The organism is Clostridium sp. NkU-1 (assembly GCA_001312405.1).
This window is the reverse complement of record BBDR01000006.1, coordinates 219,617-235,313: the sequence shown is the minus strand read 5'-3', so window position 1 is coordinate 235,313 and position 15,697 is coordinate 219,617. Positions and strand designations below refer to the sequence as shown.

The 15,697-nt window shown below is 46.2% G+C and carries 21 protein-coding genes and 2 pseudogenes; 4 read left to right on the top strand and 19 right to left on the bottom strand.

Features of this window, described 5'->3' with window-relative positions:
• Window positions 1-176 precede the first annotated feature (176 nt).
• From JCM10519_RS12135 to JCM10519_RS12120, 5 genes and pseudogenes are all read right to left on the bottom strand, one after another.
• A complete protein-coding gene (locus JCM10519_RS12135; RefSeq protein ID WP_347843991.1) occupies window positions 177-776 on the bottom strand; it encodes a DegV family protein in 600 nt (199 codons plus the stop codon).
• Entirely contained in the window at window positions 773-1,018 is a 246-nt protein-coding gene (locus JCM10519_RS29350) for a DegV family protein (RefSeq protein WP_347843990.1), read from the bottom strand. The genes JCM10519_RS12135 and JCM10519_RS29350 overlap by 4 nt, the downstream gene beginning before the upstream one ends.
• Window positions 1,019-1,237: 219 nt before the next feature.
• Window positions 1,238-1,525, bottom strand: coding sequence for a hypothetical protein (locus JCM10519_RS12130; protein ID WP_054739436.1), 288 nt, complete (start codon window positions 1,523-1,525; stop codon window positions 1,238-1,240).
• A gap of 171 nt (window positions 1,526-1,696) precedes the next feature.
• Window positions 1,697-3,701: pseudogene (gene htpG, locus JCM10519_RS12125) on the bottom strand (molecular chaperone HtpG).
• 175 nt (window positions 3,702-3,876) lie between these two features.
• The gene (locus tag JCM10519_RS12120) at window positions 3,877-4,419 is read right to left on the bottom strand and encodes a DUF5721 family protein (protein ID WP_347843989.1); all 543 of its coding nucleotides are present in this window, start codon (window positions 4,417-4,419) and stop codon (window positions 3,877-3,879) included.
• Window positions 4,420-4,680: 261 nt separating this feature from the next.
• Between JCM10519_RS12120 and JCM10519_RS29345 the strand changes: the two genes are divergently transcribed.
• Window positions 4,681-5,514, top strand: a complete 834-nt coding sequence (locus tag JCM10519_RS29345) for a hypothetical protein (protein WP_347843988.1) — start codon at window positions 4,681-4,683, stop codon at window positions 5,512-5,514.
• Window positions 5,514-5,966, top strand: coding sequence for a hypothetical protein (locus JCM10519_RS29340; protein ID WP_347843987.1), 453 nt, complete (start codon window positions 5,514-5,516; stop codon window positions 5,964-5,966). The genes JCM10519_RS29345 and JCM10519_RS29340 overlap by 1 nt, the downstream gene beginning before the upstream one ends.
• Window positions 5,967-5,968: 2 nt before the next feature.
• Here the strand turns inward: JCM10519_RS29340 and JCM10519_RS12110 are convergent, their stop codons facing one another.
• The 12 genes and pseudogenes from JCM10519_RS12110 to JCM10519_RS12075 form a co-directional block, all read right to left on the bottom strand.
• Window positions 5,969-6,475 (bottom strand): molybdopterin-binding protein, encoded by a 507-nt coding sequence (locus JCM10519_RS12110; RefSeq protein WP_347843986.1) that lies wholly within the window; start codon window positions 6,473-6,475, stop codon window positions 5,969-5,971.
• On the bottom strand, window positions 6,442-6,660 hold the full coding sequence (locus JCM10519_RS12105) for a hypothetical protein (RefSeq protein WP_347843985.1): 219 nt from the start codon (window positions 6,658-6,660) through the stop codon (window positions 6,442-6,444). Before JCM10519_RS12105 ends, JCM10519_RS12110 begins: the two co-directional genes overlap by 34 nt.
• Window positions 6,661-6,686: 26 nt before the next feature.
• Window positions 6,687-7,175, bottom strand: a complete 489-nt coding sequence (locus JCM10519_RS12100) for a hypothetical protein (protein WP_054739429.1) — start codon at window positions 7,173-7,175, stop codon at window positions 6,687-6,689.
• Window positions 7,176-7,252: 77 nt separating this feature from the next.
• Window positions 7,253-7,546, bottom strand: coding sequence for a molybdopterin dinucleotide binding domain-containing protein (locus tag JCM10519_RS29335; protein ID WP_347844008.1), 294 nt, complete (start codon window positions 7,544-7,546; stop codon window positions 7,253-7,255).
• Window positions 7,547-7,903: 357 nt separating this feature from the next.
• Window positions 7,904-9,022, bottom strand: a pseudogene (locus tag JCM10519_RS29330) (molybdopterin-dependent oxidoreductase); the annotation flags it as partial.
• Window positions 9,023-9,042: 20 nt separating this feature from the next.
• A complete protein-coding gene (locus JCM10519_RS29325) occupies window positions 9,043-9,552 on the bottom strand; it encodes a 4Fe-4S dicluster domain-containing protein (RefSeq protein ID WP_347843984.1) in 510 nt (169 codons plus the stop codon).
• The gene (locus JCM10519_RS29320) at window positions 9,545-9,892 is read right to left on the bottom strand and encodes a 2Fe-2S iron-sulfur cluster-binding protein (RefSeq protein ID WP_347843983.1); all 348 of its coding nucleotides are present in this window, start codon (window positions 9,890-9,892) and stop codon (window positions 9,545-9,547) included. The genes JCM10519_RS29325 and JCM10519_RS29320 overlap by 8 nt, the downstream gene beginning before the upstream one ends.
• 103 nt (window positions 9,893-9,995) lie before the next feature.
• On the bottom strand, window positions 9,996-10,193 hold the full coding sequence (locus tag JCM10519_RS29315; RefSeq protein WP_347844007.1) for an NADH-ubiquinone oxidoreductase-F iron-sulfur binding region domain-containing protein: 198 nt from the start codon (window positions 10,191-10,193) through the stop codon (window positions 9,996-9,998).
• A gap of 28 nt (window positions 10,194-10,221) precedes the next feature.
• Window positions 10,222-11,253, bottom strand: coding sequence for an NADH-quinone oxidoreductase subunit F (locus tag JCM10519_RS12090; protein WP_347843982.1), 1,032 nt, complete (start codon window positions 11,251-11,253; stop codon window positions 10,222-10,224).
• Between the two features lie 24 nt (window positions 11,254-11,277).
• Window positions 11,278-11,802 (bottom strand): NAD(P)H-dependent oxidoreductase subunit E, encoded by a 525-nt coding sequence (locus tag JCM10519_RS12085; protein ID WP_347843981.1) that lies wholly within the window; start codon window positions 11,800-11,802, stop codon window positions 11,278-11,280.
• A complete protein-coding gene (locus tag JCM10519_RS12080) occupies window positions 11,799-12,428 on the bottom strand; it encodes a formate/nitrite transporter family protein (RefSeq protein ID WP_347843980.1) in 630 nt (209 codons plus the stop codon). Before JCM10519_RS12080 ends, JCM10519_RS12085 begins: the two co-directional genes overlap by 4 nt.
• A gap of 164 nt (window positions 12,429-12,592) precedes the next feature.
• Entirely contained in the window at window positions 12,593-13,186 is a 594-nt protein-coding gene (locus JCM10519_RS12075; protein ID WP_347843979.1) for a molybdenum cofactor guanylyltransferase, read from the bottom strand.
• Between the two features lie 577 nt (window positions 13,187-13,763).
• Between JCM10519_RS12075 and JCM10519_RS12070 the strand changes: the two genes are divergently transcribed.
• Together JCM10519_RS12070 and JCM10519_RS12065 are read left to right on the top strand one after the other, a co-directional pair.
• Window positions 13,764-14,081 (top strand): hypothetical protein, encoded by a 318-nt coding sequence (locus JCM10519_RS12070; protein WP_347843978.1) that lies wholly within the window; start codon window positions 13,764-13,766, stop codon window positions 14,079-14,081.
• 7 nt (window positions 14,082-14,088) lie between these two features.
• The gene (locus tag JCM10519_RS12065) at window positions 14,089-14,352 is read left to right on the top strand and encodes a hypothetical protein (protein ID WP_347843977.1); all 264 of its coding nucleotides are present in this window, start codon (window positions 14,089-14,091) and stop codon (window positions 14,350-14,352) included.
• A 96-nt stretch (window positions 14,353-14,448) separates the two neighbouring features.
• Here the strand turns inward: JCM10519_RS12065 and JCM10519_RS12060 are convergent, their stop codons facing one another.
• On the bottom strand, window positions 14,449-14,682 hold the full coding sequence (locus JCM10519_RS12060; protein ID WP_054739421.1) for a hypothetical protein: 234 nt from the start codon (window positions 14,680-14,682) through the stop codon (window positions 14,449-14,451).
• 121 nt (window positions 14,683-14,803) lie between these two features.
• The gene (locus JCM10519_RS12055) at window positions 14,804-15,685 is read right to left on the bottom strand and encodes a peptidylprolyl isomerase (protein ID WP_347843976.1); all 882 of its coding nucleotides are present in this window, start codon (window positions 15,683-15,685) and stop codon (window positions 14,804-14,806) included.
• Window positions 15,686-15,697 lie beyond the last annotated feature (12 nt).

Here is a 15,697-nt window from a genome sequence, read left to right as displayed (position 1 = left end):
CCCTGGTTGATTCGGCTAAATAAAAAACTGGTCATATTTACGCTTTGCCTGAGCAAAAGTATAAATATAACCAGTCATGCCTGCACGATTCACTACAGTTACACCTAGTAATTCTCTGTTTGTGAGGATATTAACATATTTTTCCAAATTTGTAAAGCATTTATGATACACTTTTTTTAGAGCGTCATGACGATTCCGCCGTCATTGGCATATACCGTAGCAACTCCTGCTGTCTCTGTAATGATCACATCCTTGAATACAGCTTTTTTTTGCATCTCCTGCTTTACGTGTTCCGCCCTTTGCGGATTATTGCAATGAGAAATGACCAGAACCTTATCTCTGGTATCTCCGCCCTCTTTTAGGGCAATCTCCACCATGCGGGTCAGCGCCTTATTGATTCCTCTGGCCTGGTCCAGCTTAATGATCACGCCGGAATCAGATCCCATGACCGGCTTGATATTCAGGGCTGTGGCAAAAAAAGCCTGAAGACCGGTAAGGCGTCCATTTTTTCTTAAAGTATCCAGGCTTTCCAGTACGAAATAGGTATTCATATTCTTAATGAAGGTCCTTGCCTTCTCTTCGATCTCTTCAAAGGTCAGGGATGCCTGGCAAAGGGACTGAACGTAAAGAGCAATATTCAACTGTCCTGCAGAGGCAGAATTTGAAGCAAGTACTGCAATCTTTTTCCCGTCATTCCCATGTTCTTCTTCATAAAGTTTTTTTCCCAGAACTGCGCTGTTATAGCTTCCGCTTAAATGCTCTGACAAGGGGATCACAAAGATCTGTCAGCGTCGCACTCAAAGGCTTCTTTATACAGTTCCGGTGACGGACAAGCTGTTTTTGGACACTCGCTGCTGCTTTTCACCAGCTCCAAAAAGCTCTTCTGGTCGAAGGTCTCGTCATCGATTATCTGAGTATTTCCCACTTGTAAAATAAGGGGAATTATCTGAAAGTGAGGATCCTTTCTTAAATCTGCCGTAATATCCAGGCAGCTGTCCCCAATAATTTTATAGCTCATATCTCTATCCTTCCTTCTGGCACGAAACTTATCATGTAGTATTCATTACTATATATTATAGAGAAACCAGACCCGGATGTCAATAGAATAATTTGGCACTATCTGGCAGTTATGAGAATGATTTTTAATTCCTTTTTTTCATGGATCGCCAGATTGTAAAAAAGGACTTATACCAGGAAAACTCCAGGGTACAAGTCCTTAACTTACCATCAGATATTATTAGTCTCCCTGCGTATCAAATACTCCTACCGCACTTATGCTGGAACATACTACCACTACGACAACAAACAGGATCAGAAGCATAAGTCCTCCGAAAAATTTCATTATAAAGTCCATTCCGATTTCCTCTGAGGCTCCTTCTGCCGGTAGGTTGGCCTCAGAAACAGCAACTGTCTCTGCATGAGATACCAGTGCGGTTCCAGGCACAGCTCCTGCAAACATGCCGATCATGAGAGCCATCATAAGGCGCAGCACTGCTTTCCTTATCTTCATCGTCTTTTCCTTCATTAAAGTTTCTCCTTTCAATGCCCGTGCTATTTAGGCAATCGATACATGCCCGATCAAGCGGGGGCAGGATCCCCCCAAAGGTATTTTTTTCCTGCCAATATCAAAATCATTATATCTAATATAGCACAAATGGACAAAAAAAGATATCCCTAAATCCATTGATTCTGTATTCTATGCCTCTGCCATCACAAGCATCAGTTCATTGCTTCTGGCAATAAATTTCGTCATGCGCTCTGGTGTCAGGGAACCATGCTGAGAGCCGCCAGATCATAAAGCTGTTCACAGATGGAGTTTGTGTGGTCCCCGTCTTTGTGTCCCAGTATATACTGCACCAGCTTATTGTTGTAGTTAAGGACCAGGGTCTCACCGCCTGCCCCAAACATGGAAGGATCCATTCCAGGCATCGTATACATCTTCATCATTTCCTGCATACGGCGGGATTCCTCGGATACTGTGATCATGGAGGATACATTTTCGTTCTTTAACTTCTCAACCTTTACTTCCAGATGCTCTTTGTTTAATGCCTTTCGGAACAGCTCGGTCAGGGCCTCTGCGTCTGCCTTCATGGCTTCCTTATCCTCTTCCTTCACCTCTTCCTTAAAAGTGTCAGATAAATCAGAATTAATGCATAAAAATTTAACATTCTCATTCTTCTGTTCCAGATAGCCTACAAACGGGCTGTCAATATTATGGGTCAGATAAACCGCATCCATACCAGCCTCTTTAAACATATTGATGTACTGGCTCTGCTCTTTTTCATCGGAGATATAGAATACGCTGTTCTCATGCTTCTCCTTATTCTCCTCCAGGCAATCGGAAAGAGTTAAATACTTGCCTTCCAGATTCTTAAAGATGAGGGAATCATTGATCTTTTCCGCAAATTTCTCATCCTTTAAGCAGCCGAATTTAATAAATGGATTGATGTCATCCCAGTACTTTTCATAATTTTCACGGTCTGTCTTAAACATGCCCGTTAATTTATCTGCAACCTTCTTTGTGATGTAGTCGGAAATCTTCTTTACAAAACCATCGTTCTGAAGGGCGCTTCTGGATACGTTAAGAGGAAGATCCGGACAATCGATCACGCCCTTTAACAGCATCAGGAATTCCGGGATAACTTCCTTTATATTGTCAGCAATAAATACCTGGCTGTTATACAGCTTAATGGTTCCTTCCAGGCTGTCATAATTTAAATTCAGCTTGGGGAAGTAAAGAATTCCCTTTAAGTTGAAGGGATAATCCATATTTAAGTGAATCCAGAATAAGGGTTCCTTGTAGTCATTGAACACCTTGCGGTAGAATGACTTGTATTCCTCCTCTGTGCAGTCGTTAGGATGCTTGTTCCAAAGAGGATTGGTATCATTAACAGGTACCGGACGTTTTTTAATCTTATATTTTTCTCTGGCAGGAGATATCTCTACGACTTCCTTCTCACCGTTTTCGTTCTCTTTTTCCTCGGTCTTTGCTTCCTCGACAATGGTTTCGATCACAGTGTCCTTGTCGGTCAGCTCATCCTTTTCAATGGTCTCATACTGAGGCTCGGAAGAGGAACTGGACAAGTAGATTGGAACAGGCATAAAGGAACAGTATTTATCAAGAACTTCCTTTGCGCGGTACTCGTTGCAGAACTCTAAGCTTTCTTCATTGAGATACAGCTTAATGGTAGTACCGAACTCTGTCTTGTCCCCTTCTTCCATCTCAAATTCCGTACCGCCGTCAGACTCCCAGTGAACTGCAGAAGCTCCTTCCTTATAGGATAAGGTATCAATGGTGACTCTGTCTGCTACCATGAATGCGGAATAAAAACCAAGTCCGAAATGGCCGATGATCTGATCTTCATTGGCCTTGTCCTTATATTTTTCAAGGAAATCCTGGGCGCCGGAGAAAGCGATCTGGTTGATGTACTCATCCACTTCATCCATGGTCATTCCAAGGCCGTTGTCCTTAAAGGTAATGGACTTTTCATTGGAATCTGTAATGATCTCGATCTTAAAATCCAGATCCTCAGGCTTCTGCCATTCTCCCATGATTTCCAGCTTCTTAAGCTTTGTAATGGCGTCGCAGCCATTGGAAACAAGCTCGCGGTAAAAAAATATCATGGTCGGAATACAGCCATTTTTTTAATAATCGGGAAAATATTTTCGCTGTTAATTGTTAAACTACCTGTTTTTGCCATATTAGAACACTCCTTACTCTTTTTTTCTATTTCAGTTCCATGTTTCCATGGAATTTTCACAAGTTTGTATACGAATGAATCACTTTCAGCCTTTTCCTGCAAAGAATATTTTAATACGCGATTATGGAAATGTCAATAGAAAATCAGCACTCAATTAAATCGAGTGCTAATAATTCTATTCTTCCAGGAACGGAATCTCATTTTGCTTTAAAAACCCTTTAAAGGCCTGGTCCCATTCCTCATCCAGGGTCTTATCCAGAGTAAAGACAGAAACCGAAGTTCCTGTCACGCAGGTAAGCTTATCTTCCTCATAACGGATATTGATGTACAGCCCCTTCACCTGGTCGGGCGTAAGGGAAATCTGGCGGGATGCAAGAAAGCGTTCTGTTCCTTCCTTTGACATCTGCAGGATGATCCGGAAACTGACGGGAAGTCTCTTTCCTTTAATTAATGAAAAACAAAAAGGCTTCATCATGGCCCAGGCAGAAAGCTGTCCGATGTTCATTTCCTCCATTTCATCTTTGGAGTAATAGCCGGAACGTATGGTTCCGTCTATGGTAAATGTATTATAGGTAACGATAACAGCTTCCTTTGCAAGGAACTGGTCAAACACTTCCCCCACGAACAGCTTGGAGGTAAAGAGCTTAAGGTCCTCAATTTTCAGTGCGATCATGGCAATTTCTCCCCATTTTATAATCTCTATCCGTTTACTATACACCGGATCCTCCCAGACTGTCAACGCAGGATTTCCCACGATCTTCGGTATTCCAAACAGAGTTTTTCTGTGGTATACTATCCACGAAAGCAATGAGCAGTGCGAAACAGGCCAGGGGAAGATTTTCGTTGTGCCTGCACATAAGAAAATCTTGTCATGGCCTGTTTCATAGGGCGAATGCCCGTGAGCCAGGGGATCCCCAGGATTCCCTGGCTGCACTGCGGACTCAAGCCCAAAAAACATGGGCAGAAAAGAGGAAACCATATGAATCATATCAAACAGTTAGAAACACTGATCGCCGCATCAGTTTCTCCATACCACTGCATCATGGCGGCGGCAGACCAGCTTTTATCCGCAGGCTTTAAGGAGCTGTCTCTGGCTGACCCCTGGGAGTTAAAGCAGGGCGGGTCATACTACATAAATGCTTTTGACTCCACCCTGATCGCATTTTCCGTAGGGGAAGAGCTTGGCGAAATACCTGCCCTTAAGCTGGCTGCCTCCCATACGGACTGGCCATGCCTGAAAGTTAAACCCTCCCCTGAGGTCACTTCCCTGGAATACGGAAAGCTTAACGTAGAAGTATACGGAGGCCCTCTTTTAGGAACCTGGTTTGACCGCCCCTTATCCATGGCAGGCAAGGTCTGCGTAGCCGGAGCATCTCCCATGAAGCCTGAAACCATATTTGTGGACTTTTCACGTCCCCTCCTTACGGTCCCGAACCTGGCCATCCATATGAACCGGGATGCCAACGACGGAGTTGCCATCAATGCACAGATAGACATGCTTCCCCTCATTACCCGGATCACGGATGAGTTAAGCAAGGAAGACTTTTTCCTGGAAGCCCTGGCAAAAGAGGCAGGTGTGAAAAAGGAAGATATTCTGGATTATGAAATCTGCATTTATTGCTGGGAGCAGGGAACCCTGTTAGGCTTACAGAATGAATTTTACTCTTCTCCCCGTCTGGATAACTTGACATCCGTGCAGGCCTGCTTAAGCGGAATCATGGCCGGTCCGTGCAAAAACGGCATTCATGCCATCGCCTTGTACGACAATGAGGAAATCGGAAGCCATACCAAGCAGGGAGCTGCTTCTGCCTGATGGAGCGCATTCTTGAAAAGATCTGCTTATCTCTGGGCTATTCCAGGGAAACCTTCTTAAATGTTCTGCTTGGCGGATTTTTGCTGTCCCTGGATGTGGCCCATGCCATTCACCCCAACCACGGGGAAAAATGTGATATTAAGAACCAGATCCTTATGGGAGACGGGGTCGCCATTAAGCTGGCCTCCAGCCAGGCCTATGCCACCGATGCTTCCAGCACCGGAGTCATTGAAGGGATCTGCCGTAAAAATAATATTCCTTATAAAAAGTTCTCCAACCGCTCTGATGTAAAAGGCGGTTCTACTTTAGGAAGCATCTCTTCCGCCCTTCTTACCATGCGGACAGTCGATGCAGGCGTGCCCATACTTGCCATGCACTCTGCAAGGGAAATCATGGGAGCTAAGGACCAGGAAGCCCTTGTGAAACTGACAGAGGCATTTTTCCAGGCATAATTTTATCTTTCCTGCTTCCAATACAGAATATCCACCATATCCCCCGGTGATATAACCGATCCCTGTTTCTGGTCAATGATGCAGTTTGAACGGAGCATTCCGGATAAAACGGAGGAATGGTGGTTTCTGTCAAAAATATGAACGCCTGCATCATCGCTGAAGGCCTGGACAAACCGTCTTCTTTTTGCCTCACTGGCGTTTCCCTCTAAAACCATACGCCTTGTTTTCTTCCAGGAAAGAGAATCATCGCCCATGAACCTGGCCAGAACAGGCCAGAAGAACATCTGGAAATTGACCATGGCAGCAAAGGGATAGCCGGATAAGCTGAGAATGAGCTTTTCCCTGTACCGGTTGGCCATGACAGGCGTGCCCGGGCGCATATTCACTCCATGAAAGATTCTTACAGCGCCCATATCTTCCAATGCCTCAGGAAGAAAATCCTTCTTTCCCACGGAAAGCGCACCAGTGGTGATGATCACATCCGCCTGGCCGATTCTCTCATCCAGCATGCGGGAAAATTCCCGGGGATCATCAGGCAGATTTCCATAAAAGGTACTTGGACTCCCTGAGCTTTCAGCTGGGAAGCGATGGCATAGGCGCTGCTGGGATATACCCCTACCTTTCCCAAGGGCCTGGCAAGCGGCACAAGCTCATTCCCCGTTGAAATGATGCCCACTTTCGGCTCTTCAAGCACCGTAATCTCCTGGATTCCCATACTGGCTAAAACACCGATATGCCTGCGCCCAAACGGGCCTGCCGGGGGATCATGCACGTTCCTCCCTGAATGTCCTCTCCGATCCTGCAATAGTTCTGCCAGGGTCTTCCCTCCACATAGATCTCTGCCTGTTCCTGGCCATAGTCCGTATCTTCCTGTCGTATCACACAGTCATAGCCCTCCGGCACCATGGCACCGGTCATCACCCGGACCGTTGTACCGGGCTTTGCCTTTAGAGAAAGATAATCTCCAGCACATATTTCACCAACCACCTGAAGATGGATTGGATTTTCCCTTGAAGCGCCTTTTGTATCCTGACTTCTGACCGCATACCCATCCATTCCTGATTTGGGAAAATGGGGAACCGGGAAAGGTGCTGTCACCTCCTCTGCACAGATTCTTCCGCAGGCAGATAAAATGTCCAGCTTTTCTGTCTTTGTTTCTATTTTAACGCTGTTCACCAGCAGTTGAATGGCTTCTTCTAATTCAATCAATCTGGCTCCTCCTTCCTAATATAGCTGTATAAAAGATAAAGGGGCATTTTGCAGCCCCCTATTCTTTAATGACAGGATTAAGCGCGTTTTACAGATACCGCGCACACCTTGTACTCCGGAATGCGGGCAATATCGTCGATCGCAAAATTTGTGATTTTATTTACATTTCCGTCTGCGAAATGGAAGGTCATGAACACCTCGGAAGGCATCATCTTATCTCCTACCACTGCCCTGGTTTCAATCTCACCGCGGCGGGAGGATACTTTGACCCTGTCCCCGTTCTTAATACCCAGCATGGCTGCATCGCCCTGGTTGATCTCAATATAGGAGTCTCCGCAGATTTCATTTAAACCTTCTGTCCTGCCTGTCATGGCTCTGGTGTTGTAATGGTAGAGCATACGGCCTGTGACCATCAGAAACGGATAGTCTTTGTCAGGAAGCTCCTTGGATGGCCTGTACTTTGCCGGATAAAAATATCCAAGGCCCCGTGAAAATTTTCCAACGTGCATAATATAAGTGCCTTTGCTCTCCTTGTCCAGGCAGGGCCACTGAAGCGTCTCCCCCCGGTCCAGCCTCTCAAAGCTGATTCCTCCAAAGGCCGGCGTTACGCTGGCGATTTCATCCATGATCTCAGCCGCTGTTTTTCTCTCACAGGGATAGCCCATACGGTTCATGACATCATAAAAGATGTCCGTATCCAGGCGCATGTCTCCTTCCAGAGTCACTGCCTTTCGCACCCTCTGTACCCGCCGTTCCGTGTTGCTGAAGGTTCCCTCCTTTTCGCCATAACTGGTTCCGGGCAGGACCACATCAGCGTACTGGGCCGTTTCTGTCATAAACAGCTCCTGGACCACAAGAAAATCCAGATTTTCCAGGGCCTTGGCAACGTGGCCTGTATCCGGGTCCGTGACCATGGGGTCTTCTCCGAAAATGTAGAGCCCTTTGATCTTTCCTTTTACGGCCTCCGGCAGTACCTGGGTGGACATAAGCCCGATGGTCTCACTTAAGGGAACTCCCCATACCCTTTCAAACTTTTCCCGAATTTCTTTGTTTGCCACCTTTTGGTATCCCGGAAAATCATAGGGCATGCATCCCATGTCACAGGCGCCCTGTACATTATTCTGCCCCCGGAGAGGGTTGATGCCGCAGCCTGATTTTCCTATTTTTCCGACCGCCATGGCAAGATTGGAAAGGCTCATAACGCCCTCTGTTCCTGTGGAGTGCTCTGTAACTCCCAGACAGTATATGATAGGTGCTTTTTTTTGCCCTGGCATACATCCTTGCGGCTTTGCGGATATCCTCCGCATCAATGTGACAGATCTCTGCAGCCTTTTCCGGCGTATAATCCTTCACGATTTCAGCCAGTTCTTCAAAGCCTTCGGTCCTCTCCCGTATAAAGTCCATGTCCGCAAGCCTTCCTGAATGATGACATGGATCATCGCGTTGGCAAAAGCAATATTGGTTCCGGCTTTGATGGGCATATGGATGACCGCATCCTTAACCAGATCGATCTTACGCGGGTCTACTACAATGATCTGTGTGCCCCTCTGGATTGCCTGCCTGATCTGTGTGCCGACTACTGGGTGGGCTTCGGTGGGATTGGAGCCTATGAGTAAAATCAGGTCAACGTCTTCCGTAATGTCCTGTATGGGATTTGTCATGGCTCCGGAACCCAGGGTCGTGGCAAGGCCGTGGACGGAGGCGGAGTGACAGACTCTTGCACAGTTATCCACATTGTTGGTTCCAAAAGCTGCCCGCATCATTTTCTGGAATATGTAATTGTCTTCATTGGGAGCCCGTGAACAGGAGAAGCCGGCATTGGCATCCGCTCCATACTTCTTTTTAATTTCTTTAAACCGGCGGGCGATTAAATCCAGGCTTCGTCCCAGCTGGCCTTCTCAAATTTCCCGTTGTGTTTGATCAATGGATGGGTGAGACGGTCTCCGGAATGAATGAACTTATAGGAGCCGAATTTGCCCTTTACACACAAAAGGCCTCTGTTTGACGGTCCGTCAGCCGGATCAACCCCTACGATCCGGTTATTCTTCACCAGAAGGTCCATCTGGCAGCCTGTGGCGCAATGGGGACAGGTGGTCCGTACCTTTTTCACCTCCCAGGCCCTGTAATGCCTCTGCTGATCCTTAGAAGAAAGAGCCCCTGTGGGACAGTTTGACACACAATTCCCGCAGGATTCACAAATGGACTCTCTCCAGGGAAGCTGATAGCTGGGGCTCATGCGGGTATCAAAGCCGCGGTTGGAAACGCTGATGACATCACGTCCCTGAAGCTGCTGACATACCCTTGTACAGCGCCGGCACATAATACATTTTTCAGGATGAAAGGAAAAGAAGGGATTGCTTCTGTCTACTTCATTCATTCCCACTCTTTTTCCATAGGTGAAGCTGGTTTTTTTCCACACCGTATTCCAGACAGTAATCCTGGAGCCTGCATTCCCCGTTGGAGGCACAGTCAAAGCAGCTGAGCACATGATTGCTCAAAAGAAGGTCCAGGATAAACCGTCGGGATTCCACCACCCGTTCCGACCTGGTGGATACTTTCATTCCGGAAGCACAGTGCTCGGAGCAGGAAGGGACCAGTCCTCCCTTTCTTCCCCCCTCGATTTCCACCACGCACATCCGGCAGGAACCGTCCGGAGCCAGCTCTTTCATATGGCAAAGGGTGGGAATCTCTATATCCAGTGTTTTACAGGCCTCCAAATGGTGGTTCCCTTTTCCACGGCAATGGCGTGTCCGTCGATTTCCAGTTCAATCATAGAGTTGTTTTTCTCTGTTTCTAACACAGTATTATCCTCCTTCTCCATTAACTGATACAGGCTTCGAATTCATCTCTGTAGCCGGCTAAGGCAGAATTCACAGAAACTGATACCGATTGGCCAAGTCCGCATGCGGACAAATAAGTAATATGTTCCAGCATTTTTTCAAGCCTTTCCAGATCCCCTGGCCTGCCCTTATGGCGCTGAAGATTCTGGAGCAGCTCTAAAAGCCGTGTGGTGCCCAGCCGGCAGGGAGTGCATTTGCCGCAGGACTCATGGACAAAAAAATTCCATTACGCTTGTAATATAGTCCACAACGCTTACGCTGTCATCCATTACCACAATGGCGCCGGATCCCACCGCCAGCTTATTGGACCAGAAATCTCCGTAATCATACAGGAGTCCCTTGATCTGCCCGCTGGTTCCGATGGGGCCGGACTGCCCTCCAAAATGGCAGAATTTAATAGGTCTTCCTGTGGAGGTGCCGCCTCCGTACTCCTCACTGTAAAGGATCTCATCAAGAGGGGTCCCAAGCTGAATCTCATAAATGCCCCTGTTTTTAATATGTCCGGATAAACAGATGAGCTTGGTGCCGCCTCCATCCTTTGTGCCAAGCTGTAAAAATGCTTCTCCGCCCATATTGATGACAGCCGGAACGCAGGCAAAGGATTCCACGTTGTTGACCAGGGTGGGCTTTCGGTAAAGTCCCACATCAGCCAGGTGGGGAGGTTTCACCCTTGGACGCCCGGTTTTGCCCTCCACCGAGTTAAGGAGCGCCGAGTTCTCTCCGCAGACATAAGCGCCGCCGCCGGACACAATGTGGAGATTAAAGTCAAACCCATCGATCCCCATTATCTTATTTCCCAGATACCCGGCAGACAGGGCATTGCTTACCGCCTGATGGAACACTGCCTGGATGTGGCGGTATTCTCCCCTGATATAAATATAACCGTCGTTGGAACCGAACACATATCCTGCAATCAGCATGCCTTCAATAATGCTGAGAGGGTCCTTCTCCAGCAGCAGCTTATCCTTAAAGGTGCCGGGTTCCCCTTCGTCCGCGTTACAGACAACGTATTTAGGTGTATCGGTGGTGCCATATAAATGACGCCATTTGCGGCCTAAGGGATAGGCTGCTCCGCCTCTTCCCCGAAGGAAAGCAGTATCCAATTCACCTAAAATATCCTCTTTGTCCATTGTTACGGCTTTTTCAAGTGCTGCAAAGCCGTTATATTCTATATATTCCTCAACAGAAGCGGGATCCGTCATTTTCCCCACTCGTTTTAAAAGAACCGGTTCTTTCATTGCTGTTTTGTTCCCCCTTTCAGTCTATACGACTATTTTGCCTCTGCGAAGATCATCGATCAGAGAAGATATCTTTTCGTCGCTGAGATTGCCGAATACCGTATCCTTGATCTTAATGACCGGACCAATGTCGCAGGCGCCCACACACGGAATATAGTGGTAGGCAAAAAGGCCGTCATCTGTGGTCTTTCCCATGGGTACGCCAAGCTTTTTCTCCAGGGATAAACACACCTCTTCTGCACGGGAGAAATGGCAGGGCGAACTGTTGCAGATTTTAAGGACAAATCTGGCCTGGGGCTTATCCTTTAACATAGCGTAATAGCTGACAATCTCATATACCCTGGTTTCTGACATATGCAGTTCCTCTGCCACCATGGCCGCAGTCTCTTTGTCAATATAGCCTTCTTCCGAAGCAAATTGAAGATCAATTAAAATTTCCAAAATGTTTTCCTGCTTTGCTCCATCCTGCCGGATGATCCTCAGCTTTTCTTCCCTTTCCCTTGTGTCCATTTCAATGACCCTTTCCTTCCTTTTATTTTTACTTCTCATTCCTTTTTTGCTTCCTCTTTCTGCCCATACATATAAAAGCAGGGCAGGGCAAAAGCCAGGGCTCCGCCGATGGCGTTGCCGATAAAGACAAACACCGTATTCTGCAGGTAATTCAGCCAGGTGATCGAAGATTCTCCTGTAAAGATTGCTGCAGGAATGACAAAAGCGTTTGCCACCACGTGCTGAAATCCCAGGACCACAAAAATCATGATAGGGAACCACATTCCTGCCATTTTGGCAAAATAATCCCTGGCGCTGGTGGCAAGCCATACAGCCATGCAGACAAAAATGTTGCAGCCAATAGCAGAAACCAGGGCCACCATAGGCGGATCACTGATCTTGGAGCTGGCAACAGCCACGGTCTTGGCCAAAAAAGGCCCTTCCGCCAGCCCCACAAAATGCCCGAAAAAGTAAGCAACAAGAATGCTTCCAACCATATTTCCTGCCATGACCACCACCCAGTTATAAATCAAGTCCCAAAAAGAAATCTTTTTCTGGAACAGGCCGATGGCCATGGTCATCATATTTCCGGTGGCTAATTCTCCTCCAACCAGCACAATGGCTATGAGCAATAGGGAAAAGGCAGCCTCCAAGTAAGGAGCCAAAGCTCCCCCACTGGCAGGCACTGTTCCCTGAACACGTATGCAGCTAAAAAGCCTTCTGCGATAAATGAACCACCTAGAATGGAAAGTAAAAATAATCTTAAAATCGATAACTTCTTTTTTATTTGGGCCTTGTCTCCCAAGATATCCAAAACTTCTGCCGGACTAAAAAATCCCATTTCCCCCTCCTATGTAACATCATTGATTTTTACTGTTTTCTGGTTCCATTTTTGTACATCTTCCGGTGTGTTTAAATTTACTATGGCACTTAATTCCGTATCGCTTAAGCAATACATACCCACATGAAGAGCCGGAAAAGCGCTGCGCGGCTTAAGCTCTCCTTTTTCCATTTGTTCTTTTAAAACAGGAAGACAGGACTTATGATAAAAGGCAAGCAAAGGTTCTAATTTCCCCTCATGACTGCAGACCAAAACCTGTTCCTGTTCCAGCTTCCGGTACATCCGGCCGATCAGCCCCATATCCGGTAAAGGCATATCACAGGCCATAATGAAAACGTATTCCGTCTGAACCTGTTCTAAAGCAGTGCTTATCCCGCCCATGGGACCCTTCTCCTTATAGCGGTCCTCTAAAATGGAAAACTCCGTGAAATCCGTCCGGCCGTCAAACTTTGCTTTTGTATTGCTGACCAAAACCACCTGCTCAAACAGGCTTTGAAGTTCTTTGGCAGTCTGCAGAAGCAAATACTGCTCCTCATCCATAAGAAATGCCTTGTCAAAGCCCATTCTCCTGCTTTTGCCTCCGCATAAAATGGCAGCCGTCACATTTTCGATTTTTTTGATTTACACTTTTTAAAGAAATCACCTCCTGTATTTGTTTTCAATGAATCGCACCGGACAATGATCCTAAAAATTTTTTAGCTAAAAAAACTTTTTTAGTAATAAATTTTTTTAGATTGTTTTTCTATATTAGCACTCCATTCAGTACGTGTCAATATACACAAAAGAGTATATCGATCCCATTATATTTTGTTCATAATACACAAATGTAAAGTGTTTCATTTATTTTTTTGTTATGTTTTTCTCAATCTGTTTTCCCTGTTTCCACAATCTTTTTTAGGTATTTCTAATAATTGTGACGCTAAGATACCGAATGCTTGGCTTTTCACCGTTTCTGCAGTAAAAATTAAGCCAAAGTATTCTGCACGCGCGGCTGGTGAAACGATACCGTCCTTATGAGAGATACTATTTTTGTTAAATATATCACGTATTTTTGACGGCCTTCCGCATTTTTTCCATGTTGAACCCGTGTCAGGAACATGATATAATAAAAATAATTTCGCACAAAATTATATTGATTTCACTAAAAAAAGTGCAGCAAATTTACGAAACGGGAGTAAATATGAGTACAGAAAACACAACTCTTCTGCAGGCCAGACACATGGTTTTAATCGGAGCGACGGGACGGAACAGCGGAAAAACAACCCTGGCTCTTCAGATTATCCATGCATTTAAAGATGAAATACCGGTTATTGCATTCAAGCTGATAACCATAAGAAATCATGGGGATGTATGTCCCAGAGGAGGCCAGGGCTGCGGGATCTGCCATGGGGTTAAAGGCTCCTTTGACATAACGCCGGAGACCGGCACCGGAACAAAAGATACCATGCTGCTAAAAAAAGGCCGGAGCAAAAGAAGTTTATCTCATCCGGGCCTATAAGGAAAATTTGAGAGAGGCGTTAGAGGAAGCCCTGAAACTGATGCCGGAGAATGCTCTTGTTCTATGTGAATCCAACAGCGCACGCCTGGTAGCTGAACCTGCTTTCTTTGCTATGATTGAAAGCAGTGCTTCTTCCAGTATAAAGCCTACGGCAGAGGCAGTGATGGAATATGCAGATGTGATCCTTCCGCAAGATGAAGATTCCTTTGATGATTTTGTTCATGGGCAGTTATATCAAAAAAATGAAACCATATTTTTCAGAATTAAATAAATGAAACAGGAGCCGGGCTTTGAAAAGCCTGGCTCCTGAATTTTTTCAAAACAAAGAGGCTGTGCACTAATTATTTAGTACACAGCCCCTTCCCATTTAATGCGATTCCCCCATGGTTTCCCGCGTCACTTCCCTGCTGGTTTCCAAAGGAGATTCAGAGGTTTTATTCCCCTCCCAGTACCGGTATCCAAACACGCCCCCTACCGTTAAACAGACCAGCAAAAACAAGGCAAGAAGAAACTTAAGAAACCCCACAAGGATCTCCCGTCCCCGGTTTCTTCTGCGCCTGCGGCTGTGCCCTCTTTTTCTATCATATTCTTCCGGTTTCATCTGTAGTTTTCCCCATCCTTCCCCTTTGGTTAGTCAGAAAAATACTTCTTATATATTTCAAAAAAAGTTCGTGGCAGTTGTCCTGTCATCTTTGGAGAATTTTACATCCTTCCATATCTCATTACTGAAGGTGACCGGATTTTCTTTTTTTAAACTGGGAATAGATTTGATCAAAGGCCTCTCTTTTCCGTTTCCGATACAGCCCGGCTTTCCGTTCCTGAGTGGCATCTGCATCATAATCGTTTACGCAGTGAATGATATAATATTTGCCGTTATCCTCCACCACCTGACTGATCTGGCCTGCTGAAAGAGAAAAGGCAGCTTCCTCATAGGGGCCTGGATTCTCCCCTCTGCCGACATTTCTCGTTGTGACCGGACTCTCCGAATATTCCCTGGCAAGTGCGGAAAAATCGGCTCCCTCTGCTTCTGCCTTTAAAAGCACATCAGAAGCTGCAGCCCCATCGGACATAACGATCTGATCCACCTGGATCACCTTGGCTTCGCTGTCGCTGATTTCCAGATTCATGTCCTTTGTCAGTTCATCCACAACCTTATTGGACAGATAATATTCTTCATACATAGTACGCACATCCGTTTCTGTGGCTCCCATGTAGGAGATATCTTCCTTTGTCAGGGAAGAAAAATATTCTTCCGATGCCTTACGGACTTCTTCCTTTTCGGCGCTGGTCAGGGTGATTCCCTTGTTCTTTGCCAGAAGATTCATCATCTTCATTTCCTGGAGAAATTCCTTCACCTGATCTATCAGATAGGTCTCAAAGGTCTGTCCGCCTGGCAAATCCACTCCCCATATCTGGTTTGTATAAATCTGCTGATACCGGTTCCTCTCTGTAGCTACGATCACCATGGATTGGGGCAGCGTATATGCCTTTGTCTCAAAGGATTCAGAAACAAGGGGGATATTAGCCCTGCACCCGGACAGCAAAACGATTGCCGCTGCAGAAGCCAGAAGGACTTTTCCCACACTCTTAAGTTGACCTTTCATGAGCATCCCTCT